Raw genomic sequence first — 21,244 nt, 5'->3', positions numbered from 1 at the left:
GTTTGCTGGGGGTGGGTGGTGCGGTGGTGTTGGTCGAGGAGGATCAGCGCCGCGATGCCGACGCGTGGCTGGATCTCACCCGCCGCCACGGCGTCACCGTATGGAACACCGTCCCGGCCCTGCTCGACATGCTGCTCGTCAACGCGGGCCCCGACGACCTGGCCACGCTCAAAGTCGCCATGGTCTCCGGCGACTGGGTCGGCCTCGACCTGCGCGACCGCCTGGTCGCCCTGGTCCCCGGCGCGCGCCTCATCGCGCTGGGCGGCGCCACCGAAGCCGCCATCTGGTCCAACTTCCACGAAGTAGACGAAGTGCCGCCGCATTGGCGGTCGATTCCGTATGGGCGGCCGTTGCGCAATCAGTTGTTCCGGGTGGTGGATGCCCGGGGCCGGGATTGCCCGGATTGGGTGGTCGGTGAGTTGTGGATCGGTGGCGCGGGCGTGGCCGAGGGATATCGGGGGGATCCGGAGCGGACGGCTGAGCGGTTCGTGTCGGTGGGAGGGACGCGCTGGTATCGGACTGGGGATCTGGGCCGGTATTGGCCGGATGGGACGTTGGAGTTCCTGGGCCGGGCCGATTTCCAGGTGAAGATCCGGGGGCATCGGATCGAGTTGGGCGAGGTGGAGGCGGCGTTGGCCGCTTTCCCGGGGGTTCGGGACGCGGTGGCGGTGGCGGTCGGCGGGCGGTTGGCCGCCGCGGTGGTGGCCGGGGACGGGCTGCCGGCGGGGGTGGAGGAGTTCCTGCGTGAGCGGCTGCCCGGTTACATGGTGCCCGATCAGATGCTGGTGCTGGAGTCGTTCCCGCTGTCCGGCAACGGCAAGATCGACCGCGACGAGCTCGGCCGCATGCTCGACGGCACCGCAGCGGACACGGCCGACGAACCACCACGCGAAGGCATCGAGAGCGAACTGGCCGAGCTCTGGAGCGACCTGCTCGACTGCCCGGTGCGTGGCCGTACGCAGAGCTTCTTCGCGCTCGGCGGCGACAGCATCACCGCCACCCGCATGATCGGGCAGGTCCGCGCCCGTTACGGAGCCGAGGTGCCGCTACGCCTGCTGTTCGACCGGCCGACCGTGGCCGACCTGGCCGCCGCCGTCGAGGAACAGGGCGAACACTACGAGGAGGGCGTGCTGTGATGGACCGGGACGGGTCCGCCAGGAAACTGATCGACGAACTCGCCGCAGCCGGAGTCCAGCTGTGGGAGGAGGACGGCAGGCTGCGCTTCCGCGCCCCCAGCGGCGTGATGACGCAGGAGCGCAAGGCCGCGCTCACCGCGCGCCGCGAGGCCGTACTGGAAGAGCTGCGCGGTCCCGTCGCGGTCGCGCACCCCGAACAGCGCCACGACCCCTTCCCCGTCACCGACGTGCAGGCCGCCTACCTGATCGGACGGCGTGAGACGTTCGCCTACGGCGGCGTCGGATGCCACGGCTACGGCGAGATCGAACTGCCCGGCCTCGACGTGAAAAGGCTCGAGGCGGCCTGGCGGCGGCTGATCGCCAGGCACGACATGCTTCGCGCGGTCATCGAGCAGGAAGGCGCCCAGCGGGTGCTGCCCGAGGTGCCCGAATACCGCATCGACGTGGACGAGGCGGACGAGGCGGGCTTCGACAAGGCCGTCGCCTACACCAGAGCCGAGCTCAGCCACCGCGTCTACCGGCCCGACGTGTGGCCGCTGTTCACCTTGCGCGTCACCCGCGCCCCCGGCAAGGCGCTCCTGCACTTCTCCATCGACTTCCTCATCTGCGACTTCGTCAGCATCCGCGTCCTGCTCGACGAACTGCACACCGCCTACCACCATCCGGACCGGGAGCCGCCACCTCTGGAGATCACCTTCCGTGACTACCTGCAGGCCGAGGGGGCGGCCCGCTCCGGCCCGCTCGCCGAGCGCGACCGCGGCTACTGGCTGGACCGCCTGGACGAGCTGCCGCCGGCCCCCGAGCTGCCGCTCAACGCGGACGCCGAATCCGCGCCGCCCAGGTTCGCCCGGTACGAGCTGAAGCTGGCGGAGGAGGAATGGGCCGCACTGCGCCGTCGCGCGGGCGCGAACGGCGTCACCCCGTCCGTCGCGGTGCTGGCCGCCTACGCCGAGGTCATCGGGCGGTGGAGCGGCCGGCCCCGCTTCACCCTCGACATCACGCTGCTCAACCGCATGCCGCTGCACCCGCAGGTCAACGAGCTGGTCGGCGACTTCACCTCGGTCAACCTGCTCGCCGTCGAGCCGGACGGCAGCCTGGCCTTCCACGCCCGCGCCAAGAACCTGCAGGCCGCGCTCTGGACAGACCTCGACCATCGCCTCTGCTCAGGCGTCCAGGTCGTGCGCGAGCTGGCCCGCAGACGCGGCAGCGCGGCGGCGATCATGCCGGTCGTGTTCACCAGCGCGATCGGCCTGGACGAGGGAAAGGCGCGCGAGGGGTTCGCCCACCCCGGCTACGGCATCAGCCAGACACCACAGGTCTGGATCGACTGCCAGAACATCGAGCACGGCGGCACTCTGGTCACCAACTGGGACGTGCGCGAAGGCGTCTTCCCCGACGGCGTCGTCGAGGACATGTTCGCCGCCTACGAACGGCTGCTGCGCCGCCTGGCCACCGCCGACGACGCCTGGGACGAGGTCTCGCCGGTGCCGCTGCCGCAGGCGCAGCGCGCCCGCCGCGAGCGGGTCAACGACACCGTCGCACCCGTGCCCGCCGGGCTGCTGCACGAACCCCTCCTGGCCAGGGCGCTGCACAGCCCCGACGAGGCCGCCGTCATCGCCGCCGACCGCACGCTCACCTACCGGGAGCTGGTCACCAGGGCGGACGGCGTCGCCCAAGAGCTGGTGCGGAGCGGCTGCGCGCCGGGAGACCTCGTCGCCGTCGTGGCGGGCAAGGGCTGGCGCCAGATCGTCGCCGTCCTCGGCACGCTGATGGCCGGAGCCGCGTACGTGCCCGTCGACGTCGACCAGCCACCCGCCAGGCGTGACCAGATCCTGACGTCCGCCGGCTGCCGCCTGGTCCTCACCGAGGCGGCCCTGGCCGGCCAGGAGTGGCCGCGGACCTGCCGCGCCGTCGCCGTCGACGACCTGGCGGGCACGCTGCCCGGCGTGCTGCCGCCGTCCCCGACGAGCCAGGACGCGCTCGCCTACGTCATCCACACCTCGGGCTCCACCGGCACGCCCAAAGGCGTGATGGTCAGCCACCGGGCGGCGCTCAACACCGTCGCCGACATCAACCAGCGCTTCGAGGTCGGCCAGAACGATCGCGTGCTCGGCCTGGCCAGTCTCGGCTTCGACCTGTCGGTCTACGACATCTTCGGCCCGCCCGCCGCGGGCGCCGCGCTCGTGCTGCCGGCACAGGATGGCCGAGGCGATCCGGTCCACTGGGCCGAGCTGGTCGCCGACCACGGCATCACCCTGTGGAACTCGGTGCCCGCCCAGCTCCAGATGCTCGCCGACTACCTGCGCGCCGCTCCCGAGGTGGACCTGCCGACGCTGCGCCTGGCCCTGCTGAGCGGAGACTGGATCCCCGTCCCGCTGCCCGACCAGATCCGCGGCGGGCTGCCCGGCCTGCGGGTGATCAGCCTCGGCGGCGCGACGGAGGCGGCCATCTGGTCCATCTACCACCCGATCGGCCAGGTCGATCCCGCCTGGCGCAGCATCCCGTACGGCGTGCCGCTGGCCAACCAGACCTTCCACGTCATGGACGCCGCACTGCGCCCGAACCCCGACTGGGTGACCGGCGAGCTCTACATCGGCGGGATCGGACTGGCCGAGGGCTACCTGCACGACGGCGAGCGGACCGCCGAGCGGTTCATCACCGAGCCGGCCACGGGAGACCGCCTCTACCGCACCGGGGACCTGGGCCGCTATCTGCCCGACGGGACGATCGAATTCCTCGGCAGGCAGGACTTCCAGGTCAAGATCCGCGGCCACCGCATCGAGCTGGCCGAGATCGAGACGGCGCTCGGCACCCACCCCGGCGTGGCCGGATGCGCGGTCATCGCCCACGGCGACCAGCCGGCCCAGCGCCGCCTGGCCGCCTTCGCCGAGCAGGCCAGGCGGGAGCCGCCGCCACTGCCCGACGGGAACGACCTGGCCGGCCGCGCGGCCCGGGCGGGAGCCGAGATCCTTGAAGGGCTGAACGTCCCCGCCTACCTGGCATTCCTCCGCAAGCTGGACGAGGCGGGCCTGCTCGTCATGCTCGACGCGTTCCGCCACAGCGGGTTGTTCACCGGGCCCGGCGACATTCACACCCTTGACGAGATCAACGCCAGGCTCGGCGTGGCCCCCAGGCACCGGCGGCTGGTCCGCCGCTTCCTGCGCGCCCTGACCGCGGAAGGCGTGCTCGGGTTGAGCACGGGCGGCCGCTACCAGCTCCGCAGGACAGTCGACCAGCACGAACAGGCCAAGGCGTGGCGACCGGTGGCGGCCCTGGCCGCGGCCGCCGGGCAGGACGACGCCGAGCTGCTCGGCTACTTCCGCACCTCCGCGCAACGCCTGCCCGACCTGCTGAGGGACGTCGAGGATCCGGCCAAGCTGCTGTTCCCCGAGGGCCGCTTCGACGTCTCCGACCGGCTCTATTCCGGCACGCTGTTCAACCGGTGGGCAGGCCGGATGGCTGCCGCCACCGTACGCGGACTGCTGGAAGGCCACCGGGGAACGGCCCGCGTGCTCGAGGTCGGAGCCGGAGCGGGCGGCACCACCGCCGAAGTGCTCGACCGGCTCGACGGCATCCCCGTCGACTACCTCTGCACCGATCTGTCCCCGTTCTTCCTCGACGAAGCGCGGCGGCGCTTCGGCCACCGGACCGACGTCGGTTACGCGCCGCTCGACCTGGACGTCGACCTGCGCTCCCAAGGGCTGGCGCCCAACAGCGTCGACCTGGTCGTCGCCGGCGACGTGCTGCACGCGACCCGCGACATCGGCGCCACCCTGGCCAACCTTACCCAGGTGCTCAAGCCGGGCGGCTGGATCGTCTTCGTCGAGATGACCCGCGACCACTACCAGATCATGGCCTCGCTCGAACTGCTGGTCCGGCTCGACCAGAGCCTGGGCGACTTCGCCGACCTGCGACGCGGGACGGACGCCACATTCCTGGACGCCGAACAGTGGACCGCGATGCTGGAGCAGGCGGGGGCCGAGCCGGTGCTGTGCCTGCCCGGCCCGTCCGAGGCGATGGCCGAGGTGGGCATCCGCGCCTTCGCCGCCAGAGTCAAGGCCGGCAGGACTCCGCTCGACCCGGCCGAACTGCGCGAACATCTGGCCGCCCGGCTGCCCGACTACATGATTCCGCCGGCGATCCAGGTCGTGGACGCGCTGCCGTACAACAGCAGCGGCAAACTGGACAGGTCGGCGCTGAACCGCTGGGCGGACCGCGGGGGGAGCGCCCCGGCGGTGGCGGGAGAGGCGCCGAGGACCGGCCTGGAGCGGCGGCTGGCCGCGATCTGGGGCGAGGTGCTCGGCGTCGAGCACGTGGCACGCGACCACGACTTCTTCGCCCTCGGCGGCGACTCGCTGCAGGCGGCCAGGCTCGGAGCGCGGATCATCGAGGAGATCCCCGAGGCCGCCGAGGTCTTCTTCGACGAGCTGCTGCGCAACGTTCTGGAGAATCCGCAGGTGGCGGCGCTGGCCGCCTACCTGACCGGGCAGGACTCGGCCCTGCCCGCCGAGCCGGACGCGCTCGCCGAGCAGCCGGAAGGCGAGCCCGTGCTGGTGCCGCTCGGTGGCACGGGTGAGCGGCGCTACCTGCTGGCGCACGACGCCACGGGCTCCTTCGTCGGCCATCCGCGCCTGCTCAGGGCGCTGCGGGAGCGCGGAACCGTGTTCGGCGTGTCGGGTGAGCTCCTGGCCAGGCATCGCGACCTGCCCGCCCATCTGCTGCGCGACCGGCTGGTCGCCGATGTGGTCGCCGAGGTGCCGAGGCAGGGATCGTACCGGGTGGTCGGCTATGGCAGCGGCGGCGCGCTCGCGCTCCACCTGGCCAGGCAGCTTGCCGAGAGCGGCGTCGAGCTGACGGGCCTCACCCTGACCGATCCGCTCGCCGACGACGGGCCCGCCGACCCGTGCGCCACCGACATCACCGTGATCCGCACTCCCGGCGGGCCGGACATGGCCGACTGGTGGGAGCGCGTCTGCCTGGGCCGATTCCAGGTGTTCGAGACCGAGGACGCGAGCGCCGCCGCGCTCGGGCGGGCGCTCGACGGCGAGGGCGGCTGATGGGCCGCGTCGCCGTCGTCGGCGCCTACGGAGAGGTGGGCGCCTGCGCCGTCGCCGAACTGGGCGGCGCGGACCTGCGTGTCGGGGGCCGCGATCCGCACAGGACCCAGGCGCTGGCCGAGAAGGCGGGCGCGGAGCCGATGACCGTGGACGTCACCGACGCACGCTCGCTGGCCGCCTTCTGCGCCGGCAGCGATGTGGTGCTCAACTGCGCCGGACCCGCCCTCACGGTGGGGGCCAGGGTGGCCGAAGCGGCGCAGGCCGCGGGCGCCGCCTACGTGGACGCCGCCGGCGACGACCCGCTGCACGCCGCGCTGACCGCGCTGCCGTGGACGGGGAGCCGCCCCGCCGTGCTGTCGGCGGGCATGATGCCGGGGTTGTCCGGGCTGCTCCCGATGCTGCTGGGCCCGTGCGCCCGGCTCACCGGTTACGTCGGCGGCTGCGACACCTTCACGCCGGTCGCCGCGCGCGACTACCTCGCCGCCACCGCCGGCGGGTACGGCCGCAGCGGGGTCGCGTGGCGGGCGGGAGGCAAGATCGCGCTAGGCACGCTGCGCGACGCGCGGATCCCCGGCTTCCCCGGGACCGTCACCGCCGTGCCGTACCTGAGCACGGAGACCGAGCGCCTGGCCGAGCGGCTCGGCGCGGCCGAGGTCGACTGGTACTCGGTGTTCACGGGTCCCCACGTGGTGGCGGCGCTGAGCAGGGGCGAGGACGCCGCGGGACTGTGCGCGGCGGCCGAGCTCGACAGCTTCGGCCGGCAGCGCTACCAGCTCATGGTGTTCGAATCAGGCGACGGCAGGCGGCTCGTCTGCCGCGCCACCGGAGCAGGAGCGCTGAGCGGCGCGGCGGCCGCCACGGCCGTGATCGCGGTGCTGGACGGCCTGGTGCCGCCCGGCGTCTGGCACCTGCCGCAGGCACTCGATCCGCAATGGGCGGTCAGCCGCCTTGCCGCCGGCCCGGCCGTCATCGGCCTGCACGTGCTGGCCGGCGAGGCGGCAGAGGAGGAGGGCACGCTGTGAAAACCCGCGTCCTGGTGGCGGGGACCAAGTTCGGGCAGGTCTACCTGGAGGGGTTGCGCCGCCCTGGCAGCCCGTACGAGCTGGCCGGGATCCTGGCCAGGGGCAGCGAACGCTCGCGCGCCTGCGCGGAGCACTACGGCGTCCCCCTCTACACCGATCCCGGCCAGGTGCCCGCGGACGTGCGGCTGGCCTGCGTGGTCATCCGCGGCGGCCTGCTCGGCGGGCCGGGCGCGCAGATCGCCAGGCAGCTCATGGAGCGCGGCATCCACGTGCTGCAGGAGCACCCGCTCCACCGCGACGAGCTGGCGGAATGCCTGCGCACCGCCGCGGCCAACGGCGTCGTCTACCACCTCAACTCCTTCTACGCCAACACCGCGCCCGTGCGCCGCTTCCTCGCCGCCGCCGCCGAGCTGCGGGCCAGGAGACAGGTTCGGTACGTGGACGCCGCCACCGGCTTCCAGGTCGCCTACGCCCTTCTGGACATCCTCGGGCAGGCGCTCGGCGGGGTGCGCCCGTGGGCGTTCACCCGGCCCGCCGGGCGGGGCGCCGCGATGACCGGGCTGACCTCGCTCGACATGCCGTTCGTCAGCCTGGACGGGGTGCTGGGCGGCATCCCGGCCACACTCAGGGTGCAGAACCAGCTCGACCCCGCCGACCCCGACAATTACGCGCACCTCCTGCACCGGATCACCATCGGCACCGAGGCGGGGAACCTCACCCTGGTCAGCACGCACGGCCCCATCGTGTGGAGCCCGCGGCCCGACTTCCCCCGCGAGGTCCAGACGGCGGAGTCGGGCATCGTGCACTTCGCCCGGCAGGGCGGAGAGGACCACCTCGACGTGCCGAGCGCGATGCCCCTGGGCCCGGCGCAGGCCCCCAGCTACCGCAGGATCTTCGACACCGTGTGGCCTGAGGGCATCGAGCACGCCCTCGGCCGCCTGGCGCGGGCGGCCGAGGCGGGCGATTCACCCCTGCCCTCGGGCCAATACCACCTGACGCTCTGCACGCTGTGGCAGGAGCTCACCGCGTTGCTCGGCCCGCCCGAGCTGGTACGCGCCACCGCCCCAAAGATGCTCGGCCCGCACGAGGTCAAGGAGCTGGGCGCGGCGGCGGAGGGGGCGGCATGAAAATCCAGACCCGCGCCACGCCCGGACAGGACTGGCTGCGCTGCTACCAGCCCAGGCCGTCGGCCAGGATCCGGCTCGTGTGCTTCCCGCACGCGGGCGGCAACGCGGCCTTCTACCGCTCGTGGGCGGCCCGGCTGCCCGGCGAGGTGGAGCTGCTGGCCGTCCAGTACCCAGGGCGGATGGACCGCGCATCGGAGCCGCTGATCCGGCGGATGGACGAGATGGCCGGCCGAGCGGCCGCGGCCGTCGCCCCGTTGGCCCGCATCGGGCCCGTCGCGCTCTTCGGGCACAGCCTCGGCGCGTCGGTCGCCCACGAGACGGCCAGAAGGCTCACCGCGCAGGGGCTGCCCCCGGCGGCCCTGGCGGTGTCGGGGCGGCCCGCGCCGCATCGGCTCCGCGACAGCGCCGTCCACCTGGCCGACGATGACACGCTCTGGGCGGAGCTCGGCAGGCTCGGCGGCACCGGCAACGAGGTGCTCGACAGCGACCCGATCAAGGAGCTGGCGCTGCCCGTGCTGCGCGCCGACTACGAGGCCGCGGAGACGTACACGCCAGGGCCGCCCGATCCACTGCCGGTGCCGACGCTGGCCTTCACCGGCGACGACGACCCTGAGGTCACGCTCGACGAGGCAGAGGCCTGGGCCGAGTGGACCTGCGACTCCTTCCGCCGCATCGTCTTCCCCGGTGGCCACTTCTACCTGGTCCCGGGCGAGTCCCGCGTGGTCGGCGCGCTGCTCGGCCCGCTGTCACGCGGATGGGGGGCGGGACCGTGATCGCCTACCACCGTGCGGAGAACCTGGCCGAGGCGCTCGGCCTCCTGGCCGGGCACCCGGACCGGATCACGCCGCTCGCGGGCGGCCAGTCCCTGCTGCCCGCGCTCAGATCCGGGCGCACGACGGCGGCGACGCTGCTCGACATCGGCCACCTGGCCGAGCTGCGCCACCTGGAGGACCGGGGCGACACCATCGCGATCGGCGCGGCCACCAGGCACCACGAGCTGGCCGGCTCGCAACTACTGGCGGCCAGGGCACCCGCCCTGCGAGCCGCCGCGGCCGCGATCGCCGACCCCCAGGTACGCCACATGGGGACCATCGGCGGCTCCCTGGCCAACGCCGACCCGGCGGCCGACCTGGCCGTGGCGGGGCTCGCGCTGGACGCGCAGGCCGTGATCGAGGGCCCGCGCGGGCGCCGCACCGCAGGCCTCGACGCGCTACGGCTCGAAGCCGGCGAACTGGTGGTCGAGGTCCTGGTGCCCGTGCCGTCCGCCGCCTGGAGCTACCAGAAGTTCAGCAGGAACGCGCTGGACTGGGCGATCGTCGGGGTGGTCGCGGTCACGTCGGACCCGGCCGGGTCCGGCACCGGGCCGACGCGCGTGGCGTTGTCCGGCATGGGTCCGGCGGTCATGCGGGCGCCGGCCGTGGAGGAGGCGCTGGCCCGGGGGCTGGGCGCGCACGCGGCCGCCGAACTCGCCGACGCCGGCACCGCGCCGCCGTCCGACCCGCGCGCCGCCCCCGACTACCGCCGCCACCTCGCCCGCGTCCTGGCACGGCGGGCACTGGAAGAGATCGGAGTGCCGCCATGACCGAGCTTGTCGAGGTCATCAGTGAGCAAGGAATCACGGGGCCGACGAAGGAGGCGGCGTGACCGAGCTTGTCGAGGTCATCAGTGAGCTGGGAAACATGGGCCCGACGAAGGAGGGTTCATGACCTTTCCGCCTGGCCGGACCACGCTTACCGTGCGGGCCACCGTCAACGGCGCCCGCGCGGCAGCCGACGTCGGGGCCGGCACCACGCTGCTCGACTACCTGCGTGACGCGCTCGGACTGAAGGCGGCCAACTCCGGCTGCGACACCACCTCGTGCGGCGCCTGCACGGTCCTGCTCGACGGCCGATCGGTCAAGTCGTGCACGGTGCTGGCCGCACAGGCGGACGGGCGCGACGTCGTCACCGCCGAGGGGCTGGCGACCGGCGACGAACTGCATCCGGTGCAGCGGTGCTTCCGCCGGCACCACGCCGTGCAGTGCGGCTACTGCTCGCCCGGCATGGTCCTGGCGGCCGTGTCGCTGCTGCGTGAGCACCCGGGCCTGAGCGAGGAGCAGGCTCGCGAGGGGCTGCGCGGAAACCTGTGCCGGTGCACCGGCTACCACAACATCATCCGCGCCGTGCTGGCCGCGGGCCAGGAAGGGGAAGCGTGATGCCCACGGGCTACGTTCTGGGAGTGAACATCGGCTTTCACGATTCCTCCGCGGCGCTGCTGCGCGACGGGGCGTTGTGCGCGCTGATCGAGCAGGAGCGGCTGAGCCGCAGGAAGCACGCCGTCGGGCAGCCGCCCGCGCAGGCGGTCGCCGCGTGCCTCGCGCACGAAGGCATCGGCCCGCAGGACCTGGACGCGGTCGCGATCGGGTGGGACTTCCGCGCGTTGCCGCTCGGCCGCAACAAACGTTTCAGCCCCGAGGGCCTGCGCGCCATGCTGTTCCCTGACGCGGAAGGGCTGGAGATGCCCCCGGTGCGATGGATCCCGCACCACGTGGCGCACGCGGCCAGCGCCTACTACAGCGCGGGCGTGCCTGACGCTGCCGTGCTGGTGATCGACGGGGCGGGGGAGAGCCAGGCCACCTCGATCGGCAGCGCGCTCGACGGCGAGATCTCGATCCTGCGCGAGTGGCCGGTGACGCAGTCGCTCGGCTTCTTCTACAACGCCGCGGCCGAATGGGCCGGACTCGGCTACTGGGGCACGGGCAAGCTCATGGGGCTGGCCGCGTACGGCAGGCCGGGGCCCGGCATGCCGCTGCGGGCCGAGCAGGGCGGCTACGAGCTGCTCCACGACGAGGCCGCCAAGAAGGTCGGCGTGCGCAACTCGGCCGCGGGACCGCTGCTCGCCTACTACCCGATGGTCGCCGAGGCGGTGAAGCCCGCCTTCGCCCGGGTCTTCCCCTTCGCCGAGCGGGAGGGCGAGGAGCCGATCGCCTACGCCGACTTCGCGGCGAGCGTTCAGCAGGCCCTGGAGGAGGCGGTCCTCGAACTGGCCGCCGAGCTGCGACGCCGGGTGGACAGCCCCGTGCTGACGCTGTCCGGCGGCGTGGCGATGAACTGCACGATGGTCGGCAGGCTCGTCCGCAGCGGCCTGTATGACTCTATCTATGTGCCGCCCGTCCCCACCGACGCGGGCGTCTCGCTCGGCGCCGCGCTGGTCGTGGCCAGGGAGGGCGAGCGGTTCGAGCCCACGCTCATCGACCACGCCTACTGGGGCCAGGACGTCACGCCCGCCTCCACGGACGCGGCCGTGGCGGAGGCGGGGCTGTTCGCCAAGCGGCTGGAGCTGCCGGAACTGGCCGCGTTCGTGGCGGGCCGCATCGCCGCCGGCGACGTGGTGGCCTGGGCGCGCGGGCGGGGCGAGATCGGGCAGCGGGCACTGGGCACCCGCAGCATCCTGGCCGACCCACGCGATCGCAGGAACCTGGAGAGGCTCAACGTCATCAAGGGGCGGGAGATGTGGCGCCCAGTGGCGCCGAGCATCCTCGCCGAGCACGCAGGCACCCTGATCGAGGGCCCCCTCATGGATCCCTCACGGTTCATGCTCGCCGCCGCCCCGGTACGCCGGGAGGCGTGGACGAGCGTGCCCGCCGTCACGCACGTGGACGGATCAGCGCGGCCGCAGACCGTCCACCGCGCCACCAACCCGGCCTACTGGGCCCTGATCGAGCGGTTCCGCCAGGCCACCGGGGTGCCCGCCGTGGTGAACACCTCGTTCAACCTCGCGGGGGAGCCGATCGTGAACTCCGCGGCCGACGCGGTCTCCACGTTCCTGCGCGGCAAGGAGCTGGACCTGCTGGTGCTGGGCGAGAGCGTGGTGGTGCGCAGCGAGGGCGATCTGCCCTGACCACCGGGGGCTCCCGGCGGCCCGCTCACCAGGGGCGGGCGCCGGACTTCCTGGCGGCCCGCCACTGCCGGCGCAGCCGGTCGGCGAAGAAGTCGCGGTTGACCCAGTAGAACTCCAGCCAGATGTCGTCCGGGTCGCGCAGCCAGATCTGCGAGCCCGCCTCGTGCGCGGAATCGGTGACGCCCGAGTGGGCGACGCCCTGCTCGTCCAGGTGCTTCACCCACAGCTCGAGCTCCTCGCGCTCGGGCACGTGGTAGGCCAGGTGGTGCAGTCCCACCCGCCCCTCGGAGAAGGCGTCGCCGTCGATGCCGTGCTCGGGCCGCCCGAGCACGACGGAGGCGAACGAGGCCGGATGCAGCAGGGTGCGGAAGCGGAACCCCGACTCCGGCGGGGTCACGTCGTTGACCTGCACCATCTCGAACACCTTGCAGTACCAGTCGGTGCTCGCCTCCAGGTCGGTCACGGTCAGGTTGATGTGGGTGCGTCCATCGAGTCGCGGCATGGCTCAGCGCGCCCCCGCCTCGATCACCGACATGGTCGGCGTCCTGCTCACCCCGGCCATGCGCAGCCCGGCGGCCTCGAACAGCGACCTGAACTCGGCCTGCGTCCTGGTGTGCCCGCCGAACAGGGCCAGCGCCTTGACATCCATGATCTTCCCCACGTCGTAGCCGTCGCCGCTTTCGCGGATCGACTCGACCACCAGCACACGGCTGTCCTCGCGCATCGCGGCCCGCACGTTGCGCAGGATCAGCGCCGCCCGCTCGTCGTCCCAGTCGTGCAGGACGGTCTTCAGCAGGTAGGCGTCGCCGCCCTCGGGAACGGCGCGCAGGAAGTCGCCGCCCACCACCTCGCAGCGCCCGCTCACCCCGGCCCTGTCCAGGACCTGCGGCACCTCGGTGACCACGTGCGGCAGGTCCAGCAGCACGGCCCGCATCTCCGGCAGCCTGCGCAGCAGCCCCGCGAGGAAGGTGCCGTGCCCACCCCCCACGTCGACCAGCGTGCCGATGCCCGACCAGTCCACGGCGGGCACCAGCGTCCGCAGCACCAGCGGGTTCACGCTCTCCGCCGACCGTTCGAACCGCACGCACTCGTAGGGGTGGGCGGCCATCCAGTCGTAGTACGGCCGGTCGTGCAGGTCGTCGAAGGAGGTGCGGCCCGTGCGGATGCTGTCGCTCAGCCGCGCCCAGGACCGGATGTCCGGCGGCATGAGGGGAAAACACTCCCTGACCGAGAACGGATGGTCAGAACGCAACGGCTCGGCCATCGGCGTCAGCTCGAAGACCTCCGGCGACACCTCGGCGAAGATCCCACGTCCGGCCAGCGCCCGCAGCACGCGCAGCAGCGTGGGCGCATGCGTTCCCGTCGCCTTGGCCAGCTCCTCGACTGATCGCGGCCCTTCGGTCAGCTCGTCGGCGACCGAGAAATCGCACACCACCCTGATGGCGAACGGCACGATGTAGTCGGCGAGCTCCGTCAGTTCGGTGACCGCCTGGATGTCGATGCGTGGACGCGTGACCACTCCGCCGCCTCTCCTCGAAGACACAACACTGCTATCAAGATACGAGAAGCTTTGAATAGAAGATAGCTTTGGGCGTAGCGTTCCGGTATGCACCTGAATGTTTTCACGCAGTGCTCCCCCTCTCCCCAGTTCAAGGGGTTCTGGCGGCATCCCGCCGACCGCACGGCGACCGGCTACCGGTCGCTCGACTATTGGACGGGCGTGGCCAGGCAGCTCGAGGCGGCCTGCGTGGACGCGCTGTTCTTCGCCGACATCCACGGCGTCTACGACGTCTACCAGGGGTCGTGGCGGCCTGCCGTGCGGCAGGCCGTGCAGATCCCCTCCATCGACCCGGTGCTGGTCATCCCCGCTCTGGCCGCCGTGACCCGGCGCCTCGGATTCGCCGTGACCTACTCCACCACCTATCACCCGCCCTACGAGTGCGCGCGGTTGTTCAGCTCACTCGACCACCTGACCGGCGGCAGGATCGGGTGGAACATCGTGACCTCGTATCTGCGTTCCGCGACCGAGAACGGGCTCGGCGACTTTCTCGATCACGACAAGCGCTACGACCGCGCCGACGAGTACGTGGCTGTGGCCAGGGCGCTGTGGGAGCGCAGCTGGCAGGACGGCGCGGTGGTCATGGACGCCGAAGCCGACATGTTCGCCGACCCCGGCCTGGTGCACGAGATCGCGCACCGGGGCCGCTGGTTCGACGTGCGCGGGCCGCACCAGTGCGAGCCGTCGCCGCAACGCACGCCGGTGCTGTACCAGGCGGGGGCGTCGGCGCGGGGGCTCGAGTTCGCCGCCACGCACGCCGAGGTGGTCTTCCTCACGCTGCCCGATCCGGCGCGCGGCGCCGAGCAGGTCGCCCAGCTGCGCGCCAAGGCCGCCGAGCTGGGCCGCGACCCGCGCTCGGTCAAGGCGCTGCAGGGGTCGATGGTGATGGTGGCTGGCACGCGTGAGGAGGCCAGGCGGCGCGCGGAGGAGTACGTACGGCTGTGGAGCGGGGAGGGGCAGCTGGCCAAGTGGTGCGGCTGGATGGACGTGGACCTGGCCGCCTACCCCGGCGAGACGCCCGTCTCGGAGATCGCCGGCCAGGGCAGCCAGAGCTTCGTCGGCTTCCTCAAGCGGCTCGGGCCGGACAAGGAGTGGACCGTGGACGACGTCCGCTACCTGGTGGCCACGGCCAGACGGCCGCGCAGGAACAGCCCGGTCACGCTGTTCGGCACCGTCGAGGAGGTGGCGGACCGGATGGAGGAGTGGCTGGAGAGGGCGGACGTGGACGGGTTCAACCTGATGCCCTGCCCGACCACGCAGGGCATCGACGACATCTGCCGGCTGCTGATTCCCGAGCTGCAGCGGCGCGGACTGTTCCGCACGGCCTACGACCCGCAGGAGGAGACGCTGCGCGAGCGGTACTACGGCGCGGGCGTGCGATCAGCGCAGTGCCTGCCGGCCTGACCGCCGCGGCGAGCCCTCGGGCCCTTCTGGCTCCGGTCAGAAGCTCGAGGGCTCGACCTCCTCGCCGACCAGCAGCGCGCCTACCGTGCCGTAGAAGTCGCGGCCGTTGACGAAGTGCTGGGTGGCCGTGTGGATGTCGCGCAGCCGGCGCTGCAGCGGCGAGCTGCTGTACACGGCCGAACCGCCGGCCAGCCCGTGCGCGGCGCGTACGGCCTGCGCGGCCAGCTCGGTCACCTGGGCCGCGGTGGCACGCAGGCACGCCCGCTCGACGGGCGCGGCCACCCGGCCCGCGGCGGCGGACGACCACGCCGTGTCGGCCTCACGGTGCAGCAGCGCCCTGGCCGCCCGCACGGCCATGTGCGCCTCGCCCAGGCGGTCCTGGAACCCCGGTGAGGAGGCCATCGACCTGCGCGCGAACGCGCGGCGCCGACCGGTCACGGCCAGCTCGATCACCTCGTCGAGCGCGCCCTGCGCGATCCCCACGTCCACCGCGGCGATGAGCAGTCCGGCCTGGGCGATGGAGAAGACGGCCCGCTGGGCCTGCGGCGCCTCGCTGTCCAGGCTGAAGCCCCGCCAGGCGGGGCATGCGACCGCGCCGGCCTGGACGTCGTGGCTGGCCGTGCCGCGCAGGCCCAGCACGTCCCAGGTGTCGATCACCTCGAGCTCGGCGGCGGGGATGAGCGTCATCCTGGTCCGCGGCACGCCGCGCGCGTCGACCTGCGGGGTGCGGCCCTCGACGACCAGGCAGTTGAGATAGATCCACGCGGCCTGGGGCGCGCCGGTCACGAACGGCCAGCGCCCGTTGACCCGCCACCCGTGGCCGTCCGCGGTCGCCCGCCCCTTCGGCGCGACCGCACCTGCCCCCATCACGTCGGGGCCGCCGGCGTAGATCTCCTGCTGGGCCTGCTCGGGGAAGCACGCGAAGATCAGATGGGCCAGACCCACCTGGCCTGCCAGCCAGCCGGTCGAGCCGTCCGCGCGGGCGAGCTCCTCGATCACGCGCAACGCCTGCGTGAGAGGCAACTCCTCGCCGCCATGCCGTGCGGGGACGAGCATGCGCAGGCAGCCCGCCTCGGCGAGCTGGCCGACCAGGTCGGACGGCACCCGTCCGGCCTGCTCGATCTCCGCCGCGCGCTTGCCGATGACGGGTGCCAGCTCGACGGCTCTGGACAGGGTCTCGTTCACCGTAGGCTCCCCAGAGGGTCTAGTATCTTGATTTCAGGCTAGTATCTTCTCAGCATATTCGGTAAGCCTTGCATGTTGTTTTTTGATGCGGAGAGCGAGACACATGCTGACCGAGAAGCAAGCCCAGGCGTCGCTGCTCGACTGGATCACCGATCCCGACCCGGCACGCGGCATAGACTTCGCTCGCGGCGACGGATGGGACCATTGGCCCTACGACAGGCTCGCGACGCTGGCCGGGGGCGTGGCGGCCGGGCTGCGCGCCCGGGGTGTGCGCCGCGGCCAGGTGGTCTCGATCGTCCAGGGGGCAGGACCGCACTTCGTCGGCACGCTCTTCGGCGCCATGCTGGCCGGCGCGGCCGCCTCGCCCATCGCGCCCCCGATGACCTTCCAGGACCGCGAGCTCTACCGCGCGCATGTGTCCGGGCTAGTACGCACCGCGCGGCCCGCGCTCGTCGTGGCCGACGCCGGCCTCGTCGAGCGGATCGCCGAGATCGTCGGCGACGTGCCCGTGCTGCCCACCGAGGAGGTGATCGCGGCCGGCGAAGGGGCGCCCGCGATCCGCGACCCGGGCGAGCTGGCGCTGCTGCAATTCACCTCGGGGTCGAGCGGCCACGCGCGCGGCGTCCTCGTGCCGTACGGCGCGCTGGCCGCCAACGTGGCCGCCATCCGCTCCTGGCTCCGCATGACCAGGGACGACGCCACCGCGACCTGGCTGCCCGTGCACCACGACATGGGGCTGATCGGCTGCCTGATCACCCCGGTGGTCAACGGCAGCGACCTGCGGCAGATGCCGCCGGAAGAGTTCATCCGCGACCCCGCCAGGTTCCTGCGCTGCTTCGACGCGGGCGGCGCCGTGCTCACCTCGATGCCCAACTTCGGCCTCGGCTACCTTGCCAGGAGGGTCAGGCCGCAGGCCCTGGACGGGCTCGACCTGTCGCGGCTGCGCGCCGTCATCGTCGGCGCCGAGCGGGTCGACGACCAGGTGCTCAAGCGGTTCTGCCGGTTGCTCGAGCCGTGCGGGTTCAAGCGAAGGGCCGTGCTGCCCGCCTACGGGCTGGCGGAGGGCACGCTCGCGGTCACGGGGCTCGGCCTGGACGATGCGTGGACCACGCTGCACGTGCAGACGTCGCAGCTCCGGCTCGGCGGCCGGGCCGAGAAGCCCGCCGAGCCCGCAGGCCCCGGCGACGCGCGCCAGCCGGTCATCGGGTGCGGCACGCCGATGGCCGGCGTGAGCGTCACCGTGCAGGACGAGGACGGCGAAGCACTCGACGACGGCGTGGTCGGGGAGATCGTCGTCAGCGGCGAGTCGGTGGCCAGAGGGTATGTGACCGGCCAGAGCGGCTCGTCCACCTCGATCGAGGACGGCAGGCTGCGCACGGGAGACATCGGCTTCCTGCACGAGGGCCAGCTGTACGTGCTCGGCAGGCTCGGCGACAGCCTCAAGCTGCGCGGCAGGTCGCTGTTCGCCGAGGATCTCGAGCTGACCATGCACCACGCGGGAGTCCCTCCGCACCGGATGGCCGCACTGCTCGGCCACAGGTCGGGCGCCGCCACCGTGGTCGCCGTCTTCGAGCAAGCACAACAGGGCTGGGTTGAGTCCGCGCTGGAGTTGCTCCCTCGGCATGCGGAAGGGGCCGAGGTCGTGCTGGTGTCCGTCCCGCGCGGGTCGATCGCCAGGACCTCCAGCGGAAAACCGAAGCGTCGCCAGCTCTGGCAGGCCTTTGTCAACGACCGCCTGCAGGGAACCGTGATCACAGGAGGCACATCATGACCGAACAGTCGACCACCACCGCCCCCGGCCGCTCCGAAGAGGAAGTGCGCGCCTACGTCTGCGAAATCATCCTGGAGCTCGCCCCCTCTCCAGGGCAGGCGGCCACGGACGGCGGCGCGCGACTCGTCGAGGACCTCGGCTTTCACTCGCTCGCGTTGCTGGAGCTCGCCTTCACCCTTGAGGACGAGTTCGACCTGCAGCCCATCGACGAGGAGACCGCGCGTCGGATCACCACCATCGAGGCCGTGGGCGGGCACGTCGTGTCCTCCCTGCGTGAGCGCGGCGCGCTGGCCGGATGACGGCCTCGTCACCGGCTCAGAGCGGGCGCGGGAGGGCGCTGAACCTGCGGCTGTTCATGGCCATGCTGCACACCCAGGAGCTGCTGGCCGGCTACCTGGGTGTGCGGCTCGGGCTCTACAGCGCCCTTGCCGAGTGCCCCGCGACCGCCGAGGAGCTGGCGCGACGCGCCGGGATCGGGGCGCGCTACGCCCGCGAGTGGCTGGAACAGCAGGCGGTCGCGGGCTTCCTCGACGTCAGCGACGAGGCGGAGGCGTCCCTGCGCGTGTACACCCTGCCTGCTGATCACGCCGAGGTGCTGCTCGCCTCGGACAGCCCGCTGTCGATGGTGTCGCTCACGATGCTGCCGCTCGGCGGGGTCGCGGCGGCGCTGCCCGGCCTGCTGGAGGCCTATCGCACCGGTGCGGGGCTGGGCGACGACGCGTACGGCCAGGACTGGCGCGAGGGACACTCAGGGGCCAACCGGGCGTTGTTCATGCACGCGCTGCCCGGCTGGTTCCGCTCCGCGCTGCCCGACGTCTCGGCCCGGCTGCGTGGCGGCCCGAGCCGGGTGGCGGACCTGGGGTGCGGCGCCGGGTGGGCGGCCATCGCGATCGCCCGCGCCTACCCGTGGGCCCAGGTGGACGGCTTCGACCTGGACAAGGAGACGATTGCGGCGGCGGGCGCCAACGCCGAAGGGGCAGGGGTGGCCGACAGGGTCGTCTTCCGTGCCCAGGACGCGGCGCACGCGGACGGCGAATACGACCTGGTGTGCCTGTTCGACACGCTGCACGAAATGACCCGGCCGGTCGAGGTCCTGAGGGCCTGCCGCGCGCTGCGCGCGGAGGAGGGCGAGGTGCTGGTGCTCGACGCCAAGGTCGCGCCCCACTTCACCGCGCCCGCGGACGAGATCGAGCGTTTCCAGTACGCCACCAGCGTCCTGCACTGCCTGCCGGTCTCGCAGCTGGGGCCCGGTCAGGGAGGGCCGGGGACGGTGCTGCGCCCCGAGGCGGTCCGCGACCTGGCCGTCGCGGCCGGGTTCGCCGACGCCGTCGAGGTGCCGATCGGCGACCGTTTCCACCGCATGTACCGGCTGACCGGCTGACGAGGTCCGCCTGGTCGCCGGCCCGGCGACCAGGCGGAGGCACGGCTACCCCGTCGCCGAACGAAGAGCGACCTTGTCGACCTTGCCCACCCCGGTCCTGGGCAGCACGTCCACGTAGCGCACCTGGTCCGGCTGCTTGTACTCGGCCACCCCGCGCCCGGCCACGAACGCGCGCAGCTCGGCCAGATCCGGCCGGGTCCCGGCGGTCACCAGCACCGCGCACGTCTTCTCGCCCAGCCTCGGGTCGGGGACCGCGATGACGGCGGCGTCGCGGACCGCCGGGTGCGCCAGCAGATGCTCCTCCAGCTCCTCGGCCGGCACCTTCTCCCCGCCCCTGTTGACCACGTCCTTGATGCGCCCCTCCACGACCAGCTCTCCGGTCTCGGCGAAGCGGACCACATCCCCGGTCCGCAGGAACCCGTCCGGTGTGAAGGCGCGGGCGTTGTACTCGGGCGCCCGGTAGTATCCGCGCAGCACGCACGGACCACGTGCCAGCAGCTCGCCGGCCTCGCCGGGGGCGACGTCCCGGCCCTGCTCGTCCACGACGCGCAGCTCGTCGTCCTCGCAGAGCGGACGGCCCTGGGTGTGGACGGGAAGGTGCGGCGGATCGTCACCTCTGGTGAAGCAGAGCAGCCCCTCGGCCATGCCGAACCAGTGGGTGAGCGTGGCGCCGAGCTCCGGGCGGATGCGTTCGGCCACCTCGGGCCTGAGCTTGGCTCCGCCCACCTCGATCGTCAGCCCCGACAGGTCCGCCTCGAACAGTGGTGCCAGGTCCAGCCAGAGGGGAAGGAAGGCGGGCATGAGCGTGGTCAGCCGCACCCCCTCGGCGGCGATCAGCGGGAACACCTCGTCGGGGCTGGGACTCGCGGCCAGTACGGCGGTGCCGCCGGCCCGCAGCGCGCCCAGCACCCCCGGGCAGCCGAGCGCCGCGTTGTGCGCGACGGGAAGCGCCGCCAGGTAGACGTCGCCTTCGCCGAACCCCATGGCCTCGGCGGTGGCGCGTATCTGGAAGGCGTAGTCGTCGTGGGTGCGCGGGATCAGTTTGGGCAGCCCGGTCGTGCCGCCCGACAGCAGGAAGAACGCCACGTCGCCGGGGTCGGGCGCGGGGAGCCTGGCGGGTTCCGCGTCGATGTCGCCGAGCGGCAGGAAGCCGGGTTTCATGGGCTGCGCGCCTTCTGATCCCGCCACCAGGACGTGCCGCAGCCCCGGCACCTCGCCTCGTACGTCCTCGGCCAGGCCGAGGAAGTCGAACCCCTGGTGGGTGTCCTGGCAGATGTAGGCGACCGCGTCCGTGTGCGCGCACAGATACGCGATCTCCGCGCGCCGGTGCGCGGGAAGCGCGAGGACCGGCGGGGCTCCCAGGCGGAACAGCGCCAGGCAGACGACGACGAACTCCCAGCGGTTCGGCAGCTGCACCACGACTCTGTCGCCCGGCCGCACACCCAGGGCGTGCAGGCCGCCGGCCAGCCGCGAGGCGCGCTCGTCCAGCTCGGCGTAGGTATGCCTGCGGCCCGCAGCCACGATCGCCACCCGTGCGGGGTCGCTCTTGGCGATGTCGGCGGTGAGGTCGCCGAGCACCTCGCCGCGCCAGTAGCCCGCGGCCCGGTAGCGGGCGGCGGCCTCGTCAGGCCACGGAACACATCCCTCGAGCATGCTGACTCCGAAGATACTCGATGACAAGTCTCACACGTACAAGCTAGTGTTATCTTGGATTTAAAGACAAG

The 21,244-nt window shown here is 72.6% G+C and carries 16 protein-coding genes; 12 read left to right on the top strand and 4 right to left on the bottom strand.

Annotated elements, in window-relative coordinates; all coding sequences use genetic code 11:
* From ACFOY2_RS43610 to ACFOY2_RS43575, 8 genes are all read left to right on the top strand, one after another.
* Positions 1-1,136 (top strand): non-ribosomal peptide synthetase (locus ACFOY2_RS43610; protein WP_379534025.1); only part of this gene is annotated, 1,136 nt, incomplete at its 5' end.
* A complete protein-coding gene (locus tag ACFOY2_RS43605; RefSeq protein ID WP_379534024.1) occupies positions 1,136-6,193 on the top strand; it encodes a non-ribosomal peptide synthetase in 5,058 nt (1,685 codons plus the stop codon). The genes ACFOY2_RS43610 and ACFOY2_RS43605, both read left to right, overlap by 1 nt.
* Positions 6,193-7,215, top strand: coding sequence for a saccharopine dehydrogenase NADP-binding domain-containing protein (locus ACFOY2_RS43600; RefSeq protein ID WP_379534023.1), 1,023 nt, complete (start codon positions 6,193-6,195; stop codon positions 7,213-7,215). Before ACFOY2_RS43605 ends, ACFOY2_RS43600 begins: the two co-directional genes overlap by 1 nt.
* The gene (locus ACFOY2_RS43595; protein ID WP_379534022.1) at positions 7,212-8,342 is read left to right on the top strand and encodes a Gfo/Idh/MocA family oxidoreductase; all 1,131 of its coding nucleotides are present in this window, start codon (positions 7,212-7,214) and stop codon (positions 8,340-8,342) included. The genes ACFOY2_RS43600 and ACFOY2_RS43595 overlap by 4 nt, the downstream gene beginning before the upstream one ends.
* The gene (locus ACFOY2_RS43590; protein ID WP_379534021.1) at positions 8,339-9,115 is read left to right on the top strand and encodes a thioesterase II family protein; all 777 of its coding nucleotides are present in this window, start codon (positions 8,339-8,341) and stop codon (positions 9,113-9,115) included. Before ACFOY2_RS43595 ends, ACFOY2_RS43590 begins: the two co-directional genes overlap by 4 nt.
* Positions 9,112-9,924 carry an FAD binding domain-containing protein gene (locus ACFOY2_RS43585; protein ID WP_379534020.1) on the top strand — a complete coding sequence of 271 codons (813 nt, stop codon included), beginning with the start codon at positions 9,112-9,114 and terminating at the stop codon, positions 9,922-9,924. Before ACFOY2_RS43590 ends, ACFOY2_RS43585 begins: the two co-directional genes overlap by 4 nt.
* A gap of 120 nt (positions 9,925-10,044) precedes the next feature.
* The gene (locus tag ACFOY2_RS43580; protein ID WP_379534019.1) at positions 10,045-10,536 is read left to right on the top strand and encodes a (2Fe-2S)-binding protein; all 492 of its coding nucleotides are present in this window, start codon (positions 10,045-10,047) and stop codon (positions 10,534-10,536) included.
* Positions 10,536-12,221, top strand: coding sequence for a carbamoyltransferase family protein (locus ACFOY2_RS43575; RefSeq protein WP_379534018.1), 1,686 nt, complete (start codon positions 10,536-10,538; stop codon positions 12,219-12,221). Before ACFOY2_RS43580 ends, ACFOY2_RS43575 begins: the two co-directional genes overlap by 1 nt.
* A 25-nt stretch (positions 12,222-12,246) precedes the next feature.
* On the opposite strand, the gene ACFOY2_RS43570 is transcribed toward ACFOY2_RS43575, so the two are convergent.
* Together ACFOY2_RS43570 and ACFOY2_RS43565 are read right to left on the bottom strand one after the other, a co-directional pair.
* Positions 12,247-12,723 (bottom strand): VOC family protein, encoded by a 477-nt coding sequence (locus ACFOY2_RS43570; protein WP_379534017.1) that lies wholly within the window; start codon positions 12,721-12,723, stop codon positions 12,247-12,249.
* A 3-nt stretch (positions 12,724-12,726) separates the two neighbouring features.
* A complete protein-coding gene (locus ACFOY2_RS43565; RefSeq protein ID WP_379534016.1) occupies positions 12,727-13,740 on the bottom strand; it encodes a methyltransferase in 1,014 nt (337 codons plus the stop codon).
* 87 nt (positions 13,741-13,827) lie between these two features.
* On the opposite strand from ACFOY2_RS43565, the gene ACFOY2_RS43560 reads away from it, so the two are divergent.
* Positions 13,828-15,183: an LLM class flavin-dependent oxidoreductase gene (locus ACFOY2_RS43560; RefSeq protein WP_379534015.1), complete on the top strand. Its 1,356-nt coding sequence runs from the start codon at positions 13,828-13,830 to the stop codon at positions 15,181-15,183.
* Positions 15,184-15,219: 36 nt separating this feature from the next.
* Here the strand turns inward: ACFOY2_RS43560 and ACFOY2_RS43555 are convergent, their stop codons facing one another.
* Positions 15,220-16,368 carry an acyl-CoA dehydrogenase family protein gene (locus tag ACFOY2_RS43555; RefSeq protein ID WP_379534014.1) on the bottom strand — a complete coding sequence of 383 codons (1,149 nt, stop codon included), beginning with the start codon at positions 16,366-16,368 and terminating at the stop codon, positions 15,220-15,222.
* A gap of 103 nt (positions 16,369-16,471) precedes the next feature.
* On the opposite strand from ACFOY2_RS43555, the gene ACFOY2_RS43550 reads away from it, so the two are divergent.
* From ACFOY2_RS43550 to ACFOY2_RS43540, 3 genes are read left to right on the top strand one after another with little or no spacing between them, the layout of a single operon-like run.
* The gene (locus ACFOY2_RS43550) at positions 16,472-18,139 is read left to right on the top strand and encodes an AMP-binding protein (protein ID WP_379534013.1); all 1,668 of its coding nucleotides are present in this window, start codon (positions 16,472-16,474) and stop codon (positions 18,137-18,139) included.
* A complete protein-coding gene (locus tag ACFOY2_RS43545) occupies positions 18,136-18,438 on the top strand; it encodes an acyl carrier protein (protein WP_379534012.1) in 303 nt (100 codons plus the stop codon). The genes ACFOY2_RS43550 and ACFOY2_RS43545 overlap by 4 nt, the downstream gene beginning before the upstream one ends.
* Positions 18,435-19,520, top strand: a complete 1,086-nt coding sequence (locus ACFOY2_RS43540; protein WP_379534011.1) for a methyltransferase domain-containing protein — start codon at positions 18,435-18,437, stop codon at positions 19,518-19,520. The genes ACFOY2_RS43545 and ACFOY2_RS43540 overlap by 4 nt, the downstream gene beginning before the upstream one ends.
* A gap of 45 nt (positions 19,521-19,565) precedes the next feature.
* On the opposite strand, the gene ACFOY2_RS43535 is transcribed toward ACFOY2_RS43540, so the two are convergent.
* Positions 19,566-21,173, bottom strand: a complete 1,608-nt coding sequence (locus ACFOY2_RS43535) for a (2,3-dihydroxybenzoyl)adenylate synthase (protein WP_379534010.1) — start codon at positions 21,171-21,173, stop codon at positions 19,566-19,568.
* Positions 21,174-21,244: the final 71 nt, after the last annotated feature.

It is taken from the genome of Nonomuraea purpurea (assembly GCF_042650645.1).
GTDB lineage: Bacteria > Actinomycetota > Actinomycetes > Streptosporangiales > Streptosporangiaceae > Nonomuraea > Nonomuraea purpurea.
This window is presented reverse-complemented; position numbering and strand designations above follow the sequence as displayed.